The following is a 15718-nucleotide window of genomic DNA, read 5'->3' as shown; positions in this document are numbered from 1 at the left end:
GTGCGGTTTACTGCGCGCCGATCGGAATGACCTTGCGCACGCTTGCGCGCTGCGCGGTCTGCTGCGCGATGCTGGCGCGGATCGTGGCCAATTGCTCGCCGCTGCGGTACAGCAGGTTATAGCTTTCGAACGGGATCATCTTCCCGTCCGGTTGCGCAAAGTGGATGCATGATTTTTTCAGCGCGCGCACGTCGAGCGAATACGCGTCCATGAACTGCACGATCAGCACGCGGAACACATTGTCGTAACTCAGGCCTGCCGGCGCGTCGATCAGCGGCAGGCAGCACATCAACTCCGACAGGCAGTTGGCCTGCGACTCGGGCGAATGATTGGTCGCGAACAGTTTGAAGATGTGCTCCTTCATGCTCTTTTTCAGCGTCTCGTCGCGTTCGAAGACGATGGTGTTGCTGCTGCCTTCGACCAGCGTTTGCGGATCGAGGTAGCGCGTCAGCGGCACCACCTGATCGCCCGTCTTGAGCGCGTACGCCATGGCCAGCGTATCCGGATTGCAGGGCACCGGCACGATATCGGCCAGCGTGAACAGGGACGTCTGTTCGGTGATCTTGCGGCGCACTTCCGACACGGTCAGCCGGTGCACGCGCGGATCGTACCGTTCCACCCGGCCGGCATCCTGGATCGGCTGCAAGGTCACGCCGCGCACGCAGGGCTGGGTCAGCGCGAAGTCGATGATGGCGCCGATTTCGTCGTCGTTGAGGCCCTTCTTGAGCGTGACCACCAAGGTGGTCGACAACTGCGCCGCGTTCAGGTTGGCCAGGGCCTGCGCGCGGATGCGGGTCAGGTCGGCGCCGCGCAGCGCCTTGTGCACGTCGCTGCGCAGGGAATCGAACTGCAGGTACACCTCGATGCCGGGCGCGTAGGTGGCCAGGCGGCGCGCGAAGGCCGGGTCCTGCGCCAGCACGATGCCGTTGGTGTTGACCATCACGTGCTTGATCGGGCGCGCCTTGGCCGCGTCGAGAATGTCCCAGAAGCGCGGGTGCAGGGTCGGCTCGCCGCCGGAGAGCTGCATCACGTCCGCTTCGCCCTCGTTGGCGACGACCGCATCGAGCATCTTGATGATGTCGTCGAAGGGTTTGTGCTGTTCGCGGTGGGTGCCGCTTTCGGCGTAGCACACGGGGCAGTTCAGGTTGCAGTTGTCGGTGATTTCGACGATCGACAAACAGGAGTGCTGCATGTGGTCGGGGCACAGGCCGCAGTCGTACGGGCAGCCGTATTGCATGGGCGTGTTGAAGGTCTGCGGCATCTCGGGATGCTTGACGAAGACTTCGCGGCACAGGCGGTAGTAATCGACATCGTCGCTCACCAGCACCCTTTCGGCGCCGTGCGCGCTGCACCATTTGTCCATGAAGACGTCGCTGCCCTTGAAGATGATCTTGGCCTCGACCGGATGCAGACAGGTGGAGCACACCGAGGTGGTGGTGTCGTAAAACAGGTAGGGTCGGATTTTCCGGCTCATGGTTCGATCGCTTTCAGTGGCGCCGGCCCGCCGAGCTGCCTGGCGAGTAAAGGGAGATAACAAAGTAGCGCGGCCACGCAGACCAGCTGCACGCCGCCCAGGCCCGCGCCGTAATCGTAGCGCAGCGGCTTGATGGCGTCGACGGCCAGGCGCCAGAGCAGGTAGCCGGACAAGAACAGCTTGAACATCAGGCCCGGTTTGTCGCGCCAGCGCGCGCGCAGCGCCAGCAGCAGGCCACCCCACGCGAGCACGAACAGGATGTCATACAGCTGGGTGGGGTGGCGCGCAATGCCGTCGCCGAAATCGACGCCCCACGGCAGCGCGGTGGCCTTGCCGTAGGTGCCGTCGTTCAGGCCCGCGAGAAAACAGCCGACGCGCCCAAGCGCGATGCCGACCATCAGCGGCAGCACGAACTGGTCGCCGGTGGAGTGGCGCTGGCCGGTCAATTTCTTGGCGATTTCCACACCCAGCAGGCCGCCGAGCAGGCCGCCGACAATCGACGTTCCGGACATCCAGACGCTGATGGTACCCGCTTGCGCGGCCCACAGGTGCGGGTACTCGATCCAGAACACCAGCTTGTTGCCGATGGCGGCGCCGAGGATGCAGCCGATGACCACAGCGTAGCCGCTGTTGCTCAGGATACCGCTGGCGCCGGCACGCGCGCGCTGGCGCCGGTACAGCTGCATGCCGACGGCAACTGCCGTCCATTCGAACAGCAGGTGTACGGCGTGGGCGACGCCGGGGGATAGGGGGAGCGTCATTGCTCCGACTGCGGCGGCGCTGGCGGCGCGCCTGTCTTGCGCAAGCGGCGGTAGATACCCCAGCCAAGCATGGCGGAAATGGTCACGCCGATGAGCCCAAAGACGAGCAATTCGTTCGGCGCTGCCGCAGGTCCCGAGTGCGCGGCAAGATACAGCCCGAGCACGCCACATGCGCCGATGCCGACCATGGCGATCAAGGCAATCAACAAGACGACGGTGCGTAGAAAGGACACAGCTGCCTCACGAGAAAATGTGCGTCACGATGGTGACCTCGGAAAACCTACTGCGCAGCGCAATTTTCGCCCTGCGATGCTCACCGTACCTTCGTACGGTTGCGCTTCTCGAACGAAACTTGCGCCGCTCGCTACGGTTTTTCAAGGTCCCCGATGGTAGCGAAGGCCGACTCACTTACCGGGTGCGCTGAACGCTCTATACAGCTTTCTACCAAGAAACCAGGCAAGCGTGGCGAAGATCGCCAGCCCAGCCAGGCCCATGAAAAAAGTTTCATCGAACATGTTTGCCGCATCGGCGTATGGCCGGAAACCGATCATCACGCCGAGCACCCCGCACAACCCGAAGCCGACCATGGCAAGCACGGCGACCAAGATGCCAAAAATACGTAAGACCTTCATGGTGACCTTTGCAGAAGTCGTCGCTGTTCATCGGAACGTGCCGTGATTGTACGCCGGTTCAGGGGCGTTTGACGTGGCGCGCCAGGTGGCGGTCGAGCTGGTTGGCGAAGTTCTGGCGGTCGGCCTGGCCGAAGGGCGCCGGGCCGCCGGTGTCCACGCCGCTGCCGCGCAATTCATCCATGAACTTGCGCATGGTGAGCATCTGCGCGATGTTGTCGTTGGTATAGAACTCGCCGCGCGGGTTGAGCGCAAAGCCGCCCTTGAGCAGCACGTCGGCGGCCAGGGGAATGTCACCCGTCACCACCAGGTCGCCTGGATTAAGCAGGCGCACGATTTCGGCATCGGCCACATCGGCCCCGGACGGCACCTGCACCGCGCGCACGAAGCGCGACGGCGGCACCCGCATGAGCTGGTTGGCGACCAGGGTCACGTTCAGTTGCAGGCGCTCGGCCACACGGTACAGGATGTCTTTGATCACGACCGGACAGGCATCGGCATCGACCCAGATTTGCATCATCTTCAGTTCTTTCTTAGCGGGTTAGCAGCGGGTGCGCGAAGTATAGCGCGCCGCCTTGGCGCCTCGCCTTGGCGCGCCGCCTTAGCGCCTCGCCTTGGCGCACCGCCTTGGCGCGCCCCGTTGGCACCGCATTGAAACATGTGTTATGTTTCGACAAGTTTAATAAATATCATGCAATTTTTCCTTTGAACCATGCCGGACACGAGTCCGTCGCATCATGCGGAGTCCGGATGTTACTTCTACAGGCGCTCGCCTTCCTGGCGGGCCTGGCGGCCCTGTTCGCCACTTCGCTGACCTTGCTGCCGCCGGCGCAACTGCATCCGTTTGCGGGCGGCGCGACCTTGCTGGTCATGGGCGCCGGCATTCTCGCCTTTGCTTGCGGATACTTTTTCTTTGCCGTGGTCGGTTATCGGACCCTGCGCTCGGCCTGGCGGCGCACACTGGCGGTGCTGATCGTCCTGTTTCAATTGATCGCGGGCGGCGCCATGATCTACCGTTATCCCGAGCCTGCCGTGCTGGGAGTGATGCTGCCGCTGCTGTGCGTGTCGATCTTCATGTTCACGTCCTTCGTGTGGCCGGCCAAACGCGACCCTGGATATCGTCCGCGACGCTGGCGCGAGCGGGCCGACGAGATGCTGCCACCCAAGTAAGCGCGCTTGATACGCGCGCGCTTGCAGGTCATACTCGACGATCTGCGACAATACCGGGCTTGCCTTTCATGAAAAATCCTCTTCTCACCGCTGTGGTGTGCTTCCTCCTGGCCGGCGCGCTGTTTTTTGCGATGTCGTCGAAGGAATATGCGGCGGGGTTTGCGCTGGCGGGAATATTTTTCGCGCTCACGGCGGGGAAAAAATTCCTGATGCGAAACCGGAAAAATCCGCCCTCATCCGATGCGCCCGACTGACAGATCAGCGCTATCAGAACGTCGAATCAGTCTGCCGGTTTTTGCCGGCGTCAATGTCACTTTCCGCTTGAAAGAATTAACTCAGCACGAGAACATATATGGATTTTGACAGGGCTGTTGTTATAGCTGCCGCAGAGTATGCTATGCGGCATCCGGCGAGCACGCTTCCAGAATGGTTTAAGGAGTGCGTCACCATGAACGGAAGTCAGACCAAAGAGAATCAATGGCGCATAACATATAACTTATCGCCGATATTTGAATTGGGGCCTAACCAACATTGGGAAGACATGAGTGGCCGCCGCGTTCTGGTAGAGATAGACCAGAAGACGATGAAGAGTAAGTTTTTCATTCATTGGCACGGAGCGCCGCCAATTGAGTTTTTCACGCTAGTGATCAGTAAAATCGATGAATCGGTAGAGGTTATGCTGGACAATGACATTTCTCATATTGATGCCGCCACGCTTGACCGTCTCGTCGCAAAATACATTGCGTAGCGGAGCGCGGAGAGCCCGTATCGGCTAATGTACGGCGGTCCTTCAGCAGAAAGGCGTGAAAAAATGAGTTACGGTTACGACTATATCGTCGGGAACATGAAATGTGCTTTTTGCGATTCTGTCTCGCAAGCCGACAGTCGCACTAACTTACAAACCAAAATTTGTGTGCGCGCGCAGTTGGCGAGCTACACAATCGGGTCCAGGCTGGATCTGGATACGTGCATCCCGGACTGCGGCTACGTGTGCCTTGTTCAGCCAACAATATCCAGTTCGTTCAATTTCATCGATTTTTGGGGATGCAGTGCATGCACACGTATTAACGGGGCCAACATCGAACTGGAAGAGGGCGTCATCATCTGCATAACATGCATTTCGTCTTCGGACAATGTTATTGAGGGGGTTAACTATATTTCCGACGACTATGATCTGTATGGCTGGGAGATTTGTGGCAGCGCCATTCACAGGGGTGTCGTTGATCTTGAAACAGGAGAATTGATGATTTCGGACATAAATCTTTCAGAAAAGTAATCATCGCCCAGCATCCCGCAGGCACTGTCCATCCCGCCCTCACTGAAAAATGGTAATCCAATGTATGTTTCCCGTCCTATTCTTGTCGCATTGCTTGGAATGATTTCCTTCCTGCCTGCCTGTGGAAAACTACAAGCGGTGGTTGATGTGGCCGAGCCCAAGGTATCAGTGGGTTTGGGAATGACGGCGAGCGACGTCGCGCGGGATTCAGCCAGCCGCGTCATTTTTCATGAGGTCATGCCCAATGGAATGCGTTCGGAATATCACGAGGATTTTACTCATGAGTTGCGCTACGTCCATCCTGTTCGTGGTTTTTCGATTTCCGGAATGGAATCGATCGCCATGATCATCAGAAATAGCGTCGTCAATCACATTGACGACAGGCCAAGTTCGAGGATGATGTCCCTCGATGCCGGGCTGGCGTGGTGCGAGAGGACTGCGGCCATCATTGACAAGGCGGGCTGGACGCGAGACAAAGACCGAACGACGGTTCTTTATTCAGGCGAGACCCAGCGCAGTTATCCGTCAATGCAAGCAGTGCGGGCCGCATTCGTCGATACTACCTTGGAAAGCCCACTCCAGCGCGTGAAGATGGTCAGCTGGAAAAATGAGAAACGCATCATTTCCATTGAACTGGAACGCAAACGGTATGGGGATGCGCCGTCTGGCGCGTTATCGGATGAGATCGCGTACATGGTGACGCTGTCGATCTACGACGATTTTCTGACGCCGGTCCTGGAAGCGACTACCCCACGCCCGTGAGCCCGGCTTGATGAACGGCCTGGATAAGCTCCATTTCTTAACAGGCACGCAGAGAACTGAATATGTTGAATCGCAATGATATAGTCGCCAATTTTTCCGGCGTTATCGATCTGGAACACGGGATTACACGAGCGTCGGAAGAGCTGCCGACAACAACTTGCTACAATTACTTTCGCTTCGGGGATACGTCCACCGAAGGTAATGATTTGCTGGTCATATCAGACAATATCGCAGATGATGATTTCGCCTCATCCATATTATTGAACGCGCCTCTGTTCATCGCAGCCGCGCATTTGAAAATTCATCCGCTTGCATTCAATAAATATGGATTTTCACATTTGATACTGGCCCCGCCAAATTTTCATTCCCATTTCAAAGGCATCCTGGACGACAAACGCGATCGCTTGCTTCTTTGTTTTCCGGTGCATCAATCCGAATTTTCAGGCGACGAATTGATCGACGATTTCTATTTTTTGCGCAGAAAAATGGTCGATACGCAGAATTGGCAACGGGAAGTCGCGCCGAAAACCTTTCTGTATTTCGATAACCCGAAAACGGGTGGCGGGACATACGGAGCGGGTTCCTTCGTCAACTATGCGACCGTCCTGCGTGAAATCGACAACCTGGATGGCGTCGTAAACGGTTTTCTTGAAATAACGAACTACCGGAAGAAAGTCATTGAAATACTATCTCCCGGCATGGGCCAGATTATCCTGATCCGCGATCGCGACGATGCGCAGCGTGCGTTTGTGTCGAAAGAGGACTTGCTGGCGACATTGTGGCGGTTTTTGACCGAGTAACACAAAGATTTTCAAAACGCAGCGGCAATGAAATCCCGGAGCCGAAAGACTATACGAAACCCGAATCAATTAACCTACCGATGAGGTCGCTGGCGAACCAAAGACCCTGCGACAATGGAGCCTCTAAATGAACCCCGAATGCTGCTCGGACGCCAGCCTGCGTCGATTTAGCCAACTTCTCGATCGCGATGTCTCATTCGATGACATGGCCAACCGGGAGCGCTTTGCCGATTTCACGGAATCGGACGTGCTTGAATTTCGTCGTCTGCTTCGTGCGAGCGGATCTATCGTAACCATCCAGTTCATGCGATGCAGAATAAAAGGCGCAGCACCGCTGCCCGAGGCCGTTAGCTTCTATCAGGGTGTTCTGCTGGACGGCTGCAGTGTCGATCAATGGGCATTGGCGCACCGGGATATCAAATGATGTTCTTGCGCGAAATAGTCATTTTGCATGATGATATGGGCCCTGCGGAGATGGACGAATTTTGCCCTCATACTGGGAAGCGGAGCGCTTTGACTCCGACGGAGATAGTTACCATTACGGCAGTGAAAACCGCTGAACTAGTCTCAAATTGTTGAAGTTTATGGCGATCAGGAACGGAGTAGCTTCGAGGTCACCGTTTATCGCGAGAAAAACATGCGTTTCGAGCGTGCAATCTGGGAACTGTTTTATTTAGGCGAATACGTCGACTACAAAAATCAAGGCCGTTACGACGACGACAGCATTCATCATGCTATGAGGCGGACGCGTTCATGACCGAGGTAATTGGGCCTTCACCAGGTGTCGGAACTTAATTGCCCTCTTCGTTCATCAAATGGTGGAACAGGACCGCTTCGGTGGGAACGAACCAATCCTGAAGTCACTTCGTCGGTTCATGGAATAGTTTGAGTAATCCTAACCCAACCCATGTGTATGCAATTGCTGATAATTCCGGGGCGTACTAGAAAATCGGGGAGAGTACCGACGGCATTAACGCGAGCGGCCTTTCATTGCGAGCAGAAAATCAAGTAAGGAATCATAATATGCTATATCCGGATAAGTCTTTTACCAGTGAAATTCGAAACACGCTTCCGAATAGAAGTGTAGGACTCGCGTATGAGACGCGCCTGATTGAACGATATCGTTCGATGTATGGCAGCGACCTTCCCCCTGGAAATTTAGCAAATAGGTAACGTATGAGTAATATTAGAAATCTCGTTGTGGGCGGGGTCTCCCTAGTAAAATGTAAAGCAAGGCAGTTTGGACCGGCTGCAATGAAAGCTCGCAACATACTCGAACCTGAACTTGAAAGAAATCTATATCTATCAGCTGCGCGCTTTCGCACCGTTAGCTTGATCCTGCGCTTTGGTACTCGTGATAAGCCGATCCCGGACATCGGTGATATTGACGTCAACAGGAGTATGTTGCCAGTAGCTATCGAGTTGGACGCTAAACATCTGGAAACTTTGAATTCCCAGGAGTTGGAAGATCATTTTAAAGTCGTGATGATCGAGGTTCTATGTGATGTAGCGGCAAATTTTGACTTGCCTTATGAATTTTTAGATAATCTCAGGGGCAAGTAGTGCAGGCCGCGCAGAATGGGTACCCAAGCAGCAATTTGACGCATTGGAGCTTAGTGCGGAACAGGTCAAGATCGACACGACTAAATCGATTAGACGAAATCTTGGCCTGCGCATGAATGCCGAAGGACAAGTGATCGCAAATGCTGATCAAACTGAAACGTTGTTAATAGCCATTACCAATTGGCGACAGTCAGTATACGCTGCTGATGCAGATTTTCTGGCGTTGGATTTGAAAATACAGGGAACGATAATTCACGGTTCGGTATAAAATCGAATGCGCCAGCTAAACGTTGCAGGCTTGAACGTGAAGCAGATACTTTACGGAACGAGTCCGTACAACAGTCCTGTAACGGGTTTGCCATACGAATATCGAATACTTGATTATTACCGTACGCTAGATAACGTGATCTTGGGCGTCAAACCGATTGGAACGCTCCTGCCGGGCCCACAGCACAATGATTTCAAGATTTTTCCCAATATCAATGACGTGCATTGGATTCATTGCCAAGGGTTCTAATAATGATAACGAAAAAAATGGTGCTACAACTTTCGTTAGCTTTGACAAAGGCCGAAGACATCGACTTGTTAAAAGGAGGGGCGATTTTTTCAACTGAGCGTCTCAGCGCGCCCGAACAAGATGCTGCAAGGGAAATCGCGAGTATCGTTCATGAATTATGTACCGGCTATTCGTACCTTCATTCGCCTGAATTCCTCAAATCTATCGATGGCAAGTCATTCGGTGTAATCGACATGCGGACAAAATTGGAAGCGTCTCCGTCGAAAAGAACTGAAAGATTGGAGAGATTTTATGAATGCATTAGAAATGCAGCGGACAATCCCGCGACTTTGCGCAATTTGATACCAGAAAACAGAATTGGTATGTTGGAAAGACTCAGCGATTTGTTGATGGCGCCAAATATTTCAGCAGAATAATTGGTGCAACTGTGGAACGGTGCCAGGTCTGACATTTAGACAGTTTGGGGGCATGAGGTGACCAGCCAAGGAGTCGCGCCTGGCTACCGAATTTACGGTCATTTTAACCCTTTAGAGGATTCAATCATGAACATTGAAATTAGACGTCGAGAAATGATGAGATTATATTCTCAATAATAGGAGGTAAGAATGAAGTTTGATAGAGCTACTGTTATAGCGGCCGCTGAGTACTATATACAACATCCTGCGGAGACTCTTCCAAAATGGTTTAACTCGTGCGTGAATATGCAGGGAATACCAACTAAAGACAATAAATGGATAATCACATATTTTTTAGAGAATGTTTTTGAATTAGCTCCAAGCCAACATTGGAAGGAAATATCGGGTCGTCGCGTTTTAGTGGAGGTAGATAAGAATACGAAGGAAGAACGCCTGTACATTCATTGGCAGGGAGGAACTCTTATTGAGTTCTTTAAGATAGCGATAAATAAATCAGACGAATCTTCAGAAATTTTATTAGATAAAGATATTTCGCAAATTGACGAGACAACTATTGAAAATCGTTCAAAGCCCAATAAATCTGAATCGTAGTACATGAGTTCAAATGTAAGGAAGACGTTCCGTCCCATTTTACAATTTTTGTGACTGTTCAGCGACTAAGTGTGGCCACTCGTGGGATCATGTACCCATTCGTAGCTGCCCTTCTTCAACGCCAGGCAGGGTTTGCGTACACCACTCATCAACAATAAGCGCTCAGCGCCCGCTTCCCTTACTGCGACGGCTGCAAAGCAATCATCGCCATGCCGGCCAGCGCCAGCGCGGCTCCAGCAACATCGAAACGAGTCAATGCAACGCCATCAACAAAGCGCAACCATAACAAGGCGACGCAAATATAGGCCCCGCCGTAAGCGGCATAGGTACGGCCGGCCGCTGCGGGGTGCAGCGTCAGAAGCCAGGCGAACAGGGCCAGCGAAAGGGCCGCCGGGATCAGCAGCCACATGCTTTTGCCTTGCTTGAGCACCAGCCACGGCAGATAGCAGCCGACGATTTCCGCCAGCGCCGTCACGAAGAAAAGTACAGCCAACTTCAAGATATCCAAGCCATTGTCCTTCCCTGTTTGCGCCAGCTCGGCGCAGAAACGCCACCCGGCCTATCGATACACCCGCTCCACCGGCAGCCTGGCGCGCGCCTCGTCGGGCCGGCCCGCCTGCACCAGCGCATGGATCTCGTGCGCCAGCGGTGTCACGTCGGTGATGGCGCGCACCCACTGCGTCACGTACAAGCTCACCGCTTCCTTGCTCAGCCCGATCTGGATCGAGCGGTATCCCAGCTTGTTCAGATGCAGGTCGCGCTCCGGGTCCCACTGAATGCGCACCGGATACCGATCCTTGTTGACCTCGGCCGAACCCTCGGCATCCCCTTCCGCATGGCTCAGGCAGCCGTGCTCCAGCGCCCATTCGAACCCATCCCGGCTGATATCGATCGCCAGGATGCGCCGCTGCCCGTCGTCCTTGAAACCCCATCCGGCGCGATACATCATCCACAAAAACGAAGGCTTGATCCAGGTCATGCGCTCCATCTTGAATGGCGGCGAAACGAAGGTTCCCCTGGCCAGTGCGGCCTCGGCAACCTCGTTCGAATAGGCCTGGTAGACGCGGATGGTGGCGTCATCATACACGGCGCGGATCTGGCGCTGGGGCACTTCCGGCGTCTCCTCAATTGCTGCTTGCATGCGTTGACTCTCCTGTTTTACGGTAGATAAACCTCGTAAATACCTGCCTGTTCTGGAAGAGTCTGAAGGACATACTCCCAAAAAACATTGTTTCCTGAAATCAAAACAGGCGCCGCGCTCAGCGTTGGCGACATGCCCACCATGATGAAAACACTCGCACTCTCGGCGATCGGTTTCTACCAGCGTCATCTGTCACCCTACAAGGGTTTTTGCTGCGCCTACTGCGCCTACACGGGCAACGCCAGCTGCTCGGCCTTCGGCGCGCGCGCCATCCGCCGCTATGGCGTGTGGGATGGCATGGCGGTGCTGGGAGGACGCCTGCGCAAATGCGGCGTCGCCTACCGCCGTTATCGCCCGCCTCCAGCGCCGCCAATGCGCCCGCTGCTGGTGCGGCCAGGCCAGGCCGGCGATTGCGTGCCTTGCGACTGCTCGGTCGACCTGCCCTCCCCCGGCGACGCCTGCGACGCCTGTGATACGGTGTCCGATTGCGTCGACGCCAAAGACTTCTGGGACTGGTGGAAGGATCGCCGCAAACAGCGCGAGGAAGAAGAACTGATCTACATTCCACCCCAGTCCGACCGGCGCGGCCAGCGCTGATTTACGGAGCCAGGTTGTCCCACAAGTCGCCCGTCGGGCTGGTGCGCGGGGCGGCCAGGCCGAAGTGCTGGTAGGCCAGCGGCGTGGCGATGCGTCCGCGCGGGGTGCGCTGCAAATAGCCCTGCTGGATCAAGTACGGTTCCAGCACGTCTTCGATGGTATCGCTCTCCTCGCCGATAGCCGCCGCCAGGTTGCCGATGCCGACCGGCCCGCCGCCGAACTTGAACAGCACCGCTTCGAGCAGTTTGCGGTCCATCACGTCAAAACCGACCGAGTCGACATCGAGCATGACCAGCGCGGCGTCGGCCATCGGCTTGGTGATTTCGCCGGTGCCCTTGACTTCGGCGTAATCGCGCACCCGCCGCAGCAGGCGGTTGGCGATACGCGGCGTGCCGCGCGCGCGCAAGGCGATTTCGCGCGCGCCTTCTTCGACGATCGGCGCATTGAGCAGGGACGCGCTGCGCGTGACGATGCGCGTCAGTTCCGCCGTGTTATAGAACTCGAGCCGCGCCACGATGCCGAAGCGGTCGCGCAGCGGATTGGTCAGCATGCCGGCGCGCGTGGTCGCGCCGACCAGCGTAAACGGCTGCAAGTCGAGCTTGACCGAGCGCGCCGCCGGCCCTTCGCCGATCATGATATCGATCTGGTAGTCTTCCAGCGCCGGATACAAAATTTCTTCCACCACCGGCGAGAGGCGGTGAATCTCGTCGATGAACAGCACGTCGTTCGCTTCGAGATTGGTCAGGATCGCGGCCAGGTCGCCCGGGCGCTCGAGCACCGGGCCGGAGGTCTGGCGCAGGTTCACGCCCATCTCGCGCGCGATGATGTGCGCCAGCGTGGTCTTGCCCAGCCCCGGAGGCCCGAACAGCAAGGTGTGGTCGAGCGCTTCGCGCCGCTTGCGCGCGGCCGAAATGAAAATCTCGAGCTGGCCGCGGATTTTCTCCTGGCCGACGTATTCGTCGAGCTGCTTGGGCCGCAGCGCGCGTTCGATCGCCTCTTCGTTGGGCGACGCCGGCGTAGGCGCAATGATGCGCTGCTCGCTGAAATCGTCGGTCTGGATACTCATGAATGAACCTTCGGATAAATGTGATTGCAGCTAAAGCTCAGCCTGTTGAATGGCGTCGAACTACCTTCCGTCATTCCCGCGAAGGCGGGAATGACGAGGCTGAATTTCGGGGCAAATATGGCTTAACTTAACAGCATTAACCTTTGGACAGCGCCTTGAGCGCGAACTTGATGCCGTCCGATACGGTGCTGCCGGCCGGCATATTCTTCAATGCCAAGGTGGCTTCCTTGTCAGAATACCCCAAGGCCAGCAGCGCATTCAAAATGTCAGATTTCGCATCGTGCTGCACCACGCCGCCGACCGAACCGAGATCGGCGCCGAGCTTGCCCTTCAGTTCCAGCAGCAAACGTTCCGCCGTCTTCTTGCCGATGCCGGGCACCTTCACCAGGCGCCCCGCTTCCTGCAAGGTCACGGCCTGGGCCAGGTCGTTCACCGTCATGCCCGACAGGATCGACAGCGCCGTGCGCGCCCCCACGCCGGTGATCTTGATCAACTGGCGGAACACGGCGCGCTCGGCCGCATTGCCGAAGCCAAACAGCAAATGCGCATCTTCGCGGATCGCCTGGTGCGTGAACAAAGTGACCTGCGCGCCGAGGGCGGGCAAGTCGTAGTAGGTACTCATCGGCACATCGACTTCATAGCCAACGCCGTTGCAATCGATCAGCAACTGCGGCGGATTTTTTTCGAGCAAAACTCCGGAAATACGTCCGATCATGGGAAGACCTTCAAGCGAGGTTAAACGAGACGGCCGCGCTTCATGCGCAGGCCGGAAAGCGAAGGCGCCAGCGCGCCGATCAGCGCCAGCGCGTCGATACTGTTGGCATGGCAGATGGCCACGCCGAGCGCGTCGGCGGCGTCGGTTCCGGGCAGGCCCGGCAGCACCAGCAGGCGCGCCACCATTTCCTGCACCTGTTCCTTGGCCGCCTTGCCGTGCCCGGTGACCGCTTGCTTGACCTGCAGCGCGGTGTACTCGGCCACCGACAGGTCGGCGCCGACCAGCGCCGTAATGGCGGCGCCGCGCGCTTGCCCGAGCAGCAAGGTCGATTGGGGATTGACGTTGACGAAGACTTTTTCCACCGCCGCGCAGTGCGGCTGGTAGGTGCGCACGATCTCGGCGATCCCGTTCAGGATCACCTTGAGGCGGCCGGGAAGCTCGCCTTCCGATACCGTCTTGATGGTGCCGGAGGCGATGTAGCGCAGCTTGTTGCCCTGCTTTTCGATAAGCCCGAAGCCTGTGGTGCGCAGGCCCGGGTCAATGCCAAGAATAATCATGGACGAATGGTATACCGCCGGAGAAACTTCGGTATACCAAACTTGCGCAACCCGTCGAAATTAATGACGGAAATGGCGCGCGCCGGTGTACAGCATCACCACGCCGCGCTCGTCGGCGGCGTCGATCACTTCCTGGTCGCGCATCGAGCCGCCCGGATGGATCACGCAGGTAGCACCCGCGTCCACCACCACATCGAGGCCGTCGCGGAACGGGAAGAAGGCATCCGACGCCACCGCCGAACCGGCCAGGGTCAGGCCGGCGTTCTGGGCCTTGATCGAGGCGATGCGGGCCGAGTCGATGCGGCTCATCTGGCCGGCGCCCACGCCCAGGGTCATGCCATTGGCGCAGAAGACGATGGCGTTCGATTTCACGAACTTGGCCACGCGCCAGGCGAACATCATGTCCTGCAATTGCTGCTGGGTAGGCTGCTTCTTGGTGACCACGCGCAGTTCTTCCAGGCCGACATTTTTCGCATCCGGCGACTGCACCAGCAGGCCGCCGCCGACGCGCTTGACGTCGAACGGGTTATTGGACGAACCGAGCGGAATTTCCAGCAGGCGCACGTTCTGCTTGGCCGCCATGATGGCGCGCGCTTCGGCGCTGAACGACGGCGCGATCAGCACTTCCACGAACAGCTTGGCGATCGCTTCGGCGGTCTTGCCGTCGAGCTCAACGTTCAGGGCGATGATGCCTCCAAAAGCCGAGGTCGGGTCGGTCTGCAAGGCGCGGCTGTAAGCGTCCAGCGCATCGGCGCCGATTGCCACGCCGCACGGATTGGCATGCTTGACGATCACGCAGCCAGCCGGCTGGCCCAAGCCGCCGAGCGACTTGACGCATTCCCACGCCGCATCGGCGTCGGCGATATTGTTGTACGACAGTTCCTTGCCCTGCAATTGCTTGTAGGCGGACAGGGAACCGGCGGCCGGCGCCAGGTCGCGGTAAAACGCGGCCGACTGGTGCGGGTTTTCGCCGTAGCGCATGTCCTGCACTTTTTCGAACGTCATGTTCAGGGTTTGCGGGTAAGCCGCGCGGGTGGCGTGCGCCTTGTCTTCGCCCAGGCTGGTCAGGTAGTTCGTGATCGCGCCGTCGTATTGCGCGGTGTGAGCGAACACTTTTTTGGCCAGGCGGAACTTGGTGTCATAAGGCACTTCGCCGGCCGTCACTTCCGCCAGCACCTGGGCGTAGTCGGTCGGATCGCAGATGACGATCACATCCTTGTGGTTCTTCGCAGCCGAGCGCAGCATGGTCGGGCCGCCGATATCGATGTTTTCGATCGCGTCTTCCAACGAGCAATCATCCTTGGCCACGGTCGCCTGGAACGGATACAGGTTGACCACCACCATGTCGATGGTTGGAATGTCGTGCTCGCTCAGCTTGGCGACGTGCTCGGGAAAGTCGCGGCGCGCCAGGATGCCGCCGTGCACTTTCGGGTGCAGGGTCTTGACCCGGCCATCGAGCATTTCGGGAAAGCCCGTGTAGTCGGCCACTTCCGTGACAGGCACGCCGTTATCGGCCAGCAACTTGGCGGTGCCGCCGGTGGACAGGATGCCGACGCCGAGCGCGGACAACGCGCGTGCAAAGTCGAGCACGCCGGTCTTGTCGGAAACGGAAATGAGGGCTTGTTTGATCATGGTGAGTGGCCTGGTTGTGGAGTATTCGGTGTTTGCACTGGCGCACCCCTC

22 protein-coding genes are annotated in these 15718 nt (G+C 57.2%); 11 read left to right on the top strand and 11 right to left on the bottom strand.

Translation table 11 applies throughout. The features are described from left to right. Positions 1–7 precede the first annotated feature (7 nt). The 5 genes from F0185_RS22170 to F0185_RS22150 form a co-directional block, all read right to left on the bottom strand. Entirely contained in the window at positions 8–1474 is a 1467-nt protein-coding gene (locus tag F0185_RS22170; protein WP_167228153.1) for a radical SAM protein, read from the bottom strand. Then, complete coding sequence (locus F0185_RS22165; RefSeq protein WP_167228151.1) at positions 1471–2235, bottom strand: prolipoprotein diacylglyceryl transferase; 765 nt, start codon at positions 2233–2235, stop codon at positions 1471–1473. Before F0185_RS22165 ends, F0185_RS22170 begins: the two co-directional genes overlap by 4 nt. Next, positions 2232–2468, bottom strand: coding sequence for a hypothetical protein (locus F0185_RS22160; protein WP_167228147.1), 237 nt, complete (start codon positions 2466–2468; stop codon positions 2232–2234). The genes F0185_RS22165 and F0185_RS22160 overlap by 4 nt, the downstream gene beginning before the upstream one ends. A 171-nt stretch (positions 2469–2639) precedes the next feature. Beyond that, a complete protein-coding gene (locus F0185_RS22155) occupies positions 2640–2867 on the bottom strand; it encodes a hypothetical protein (protein ID WP_167228145.1) in 228 nt (75 codons plus the stop codon). A 58-nt stretch (positions 2868–2925) separates the two neighbouring features. Further along, positions 2926–3381 (bottom strand): YaiI/YqxD family protein, encoded by a 456-nt coding sequence (locus F0185_RS22150; RefSeq protein WP_166898485.1) that lies wholly within the window; start codon positions 3379–3381, stop codon positions 2926–2928. 233 nt (positions 3382–3614) lie between these two features. On the opposite strand from F0185_RS22150, the gene F0185_RS22145 reads away from it, so the two are divergent. The 10 genes from F0185_RS22145 (at position 3615) to F0185_RS22100 (ending at position 9959) form a co-directional block, all read left to right on the top strand. Beyond that, entirely contained in the window at positions 3615–4034 is a 420-nt protein-coding gene (locus F0185_RS22145; protein ID WP_167228143.1) for a hypothetical protein, read from the top strand. 68 nt (positions 4035–4102) lie between these two features. Further along, positions 4103–4288 carry a hypothetical protein gene (locus F0185_RS22140; RefSeq protein ID WP_167228141.1) on the top strand — a complete coding sequence of 62 codons (186 nt, stop codon included), beginning with the start codon at positions 4103–4105 and terminating at the stop codon, positions 4286–4288. A 98-nt stretch (positions 4289–4386) separates the two neighbouring features. After that, positions 4387–4782 carry a hypothetical protein gene (locus F0185_RS22135; protein ID WP_167228139.1) on the top strand — a complete coding sequence of 132 codons (396 nt, stop codon included), beginning with the start codon at positions 4387–4389 and terminating at the stop codon, positions 4780–4782. 63 nt (positions 4783–4845) lie between these two features. Further along, positions 4846–5310: a hypothetical protein gene (locus tag F0185_RS22130; RefSeq protein WP_167228137.1), complete on the top strand. Its 465-nt coding sequence runs from the start codon at positions 4846–4848 to the stop codon at positions 5308–5310. A 60-nt stretch (positions 5311–5370) separates the two neighbouring features. Beyond that, positions 5371–6072 (top strand): hypothetical protein, encoded by a 702-nt coding sequence (locus F0185_RS22125; RefSeq protein WP_167228134.1) that lies wholly within the window; start codon positions 5371–5373, stop codon positions 6070–6072. A gap of 62 nt (positions 6073–6134) precedes the next feature. Further along, on the top strand, positions 6135–6872 hold the full coding sequence (locus F0185_RS22120) for a hypothetical protein (protein ID WP_167228132.1): 738 nt from the start codon (positions 6135–6137) through the stop codon (positions 6870–6872). Positions 6873–6999: 127 nt separating this feature from the next. After that, the gene (locus F0185_RS22115; protein WP_167228130.1) at positions 7000–7296 is read left to right on the top strand and encodes a hypothetical protein; all 297 of its coding nucleotides are present in this window, start codon (positions 7000–7002) and stop codon (positions 7294–7296) included. A 752-nt stretch (positions 7297–8048) separates the two neighbouring features. Beyond that, positions 8049–8435: an Imm39 family immunity protein gene (locus F0185_RS22110; RefSeq protein WP_167228128.1), complete on the top strand. Its 387-nt coding sequence runs from the start codon at positions 8049–8051 to the stop codon at positions 8433–8435. A gap of 519 nt (positions 8436–8954) precedes the next feature. Beyond that, entirely contained in the window at positions 8955–9368 is a 414-nt protein-coding gene (locus F0185_RS22105) for a hypothetical protein (protein ID WP_167228126.1), read from the top strand. A 189-nt stretch (positions 9369–9557) separates the two neighbouring features. Then, positions 9558–9959 carry a hypothetical protein gene (locus tag F0185_RS22100; protein WP_167228124.1) on the top strand — a complete coding sequence of 134 codons (402 nt, stop codon included), beginning with the start codon at positions 9558–9560 and terminating at the stop codon, positions 9957–9959. 178 nt (positions 9960–10137) lie between these two features. Here the strand turns inward: F0185_RS22100 and F0185_RS22095 are convergent, their stop codons facing one another. Next, positions 10138–10467 (bottom strand): YnfA family protein, encoded by a 330-nt coding sequence (locus F0185_RS22095; protein WP_167228122.1) that lies wholly within the window; start codon positions 10465–10467, stop codon positions 10138–10140. A gap of 51 nt (positions 10468–10518) precedes the next feature. Continuing rightward, the gene (locus F0185_RS22090) at positions 10519–11100 is read right to left on the bottom strand and encodes a DUF4291 domain-containing protein (RefSeq protein ID WP_167228120.1); all 582 of its coding nucleotides are present in this window, start codon (positions 11098–11100) and stop codon (positions 10519–10521) included. A gap of 141 nt (positions 11101–11241) precedes the next feature. Here F0185_RS22090 and yidD point away from each other — a divergent pair, with 141 nt between their 5' ends. Beyond that, positions 11242–11697 carry a membrane protein insertion efficiency factor YidD gene (yidD, locus tag F0185_RS22085; RefSeq protein ID WP_167228118.1) on the top strand — a complete coding sequence of 152 codons (456 nt, stop codon included), beginning with the start codon at positions 11242–11244 and terminating at the stop codon, positions 11695–11697. A 1-nt stretch (position 11698) separates the two neighbouring features. Here yidD and ruvB read toward each other — a convergent pair whose 3' ends face one another. The 4 genes from ruvB to purH form a co-directional block, all read right to left on the bottom strand. After that, positions 11699–12763: a Holliday junction branch migration DNA helicase RuvB gene (ruvB, locus tag F0185_RS22080; protein WP_166870337.1), complete on the bottom strand. Its 1065-nt coding sequence runs from the start codon at positions 12761–12763 to the stop codon at positions 11699–11701. Positions 12764–12899: 136 nt separating this feature from the next. After that, entirely contained in the window at positions 12900–13478 is a 579-nt protein-coding gene (gene ruvA, locus F0185_RS22075) for a Holliday junction branch migration protein RuvA (RefSeq protein ID WP_167228116.1), read from the bottom strand. A gap of 20 nt (positions 13479–13498) precedes the next feature. After that, positions 13499–14035 carry a crossover junction endodeoxyribonuclease RuvC gene (gene ruvC, locus F0185_RS22070; RefSeq protein WP_167228114.1) on the bottom strand — a complete coding sequence of 179 codons (537 nt, stop codon included), beginning with the start codon at positions 14033–14035 and terminating at the stop codon, positions 13499–13501. 60 nt (positions 14036–14095) lie between these two features. Continuing rightward, complete coding sequence (purH, locus tag F0185_RS22065) at positions 14096–15667, bottom strand: bifunctional phosphoribosylaminoimidazolecarboxamide formyltransferase/IMP cyclohydrolase (protein ID WP_167228112.1); 1572 nt, start codon at positions 15665–15667, stop codon at positions 14096–14098. Between the last annotated feature and the right edge of the window lie 51 nt (positions 15668–15718).

Source organism: Massilia rubra (genome assembly GCF_011682065.1).
Taxonomy (GTDB): Bacteria; Pseudomonadota; Gammaproteobacteria; order Burkholderiales; family Burkholderiaceae_D; genus Telluria_A; species Telluria_A rubra.
This window is presented reverse-complemented; position numbering and strand designations above follow the sequence as displayed.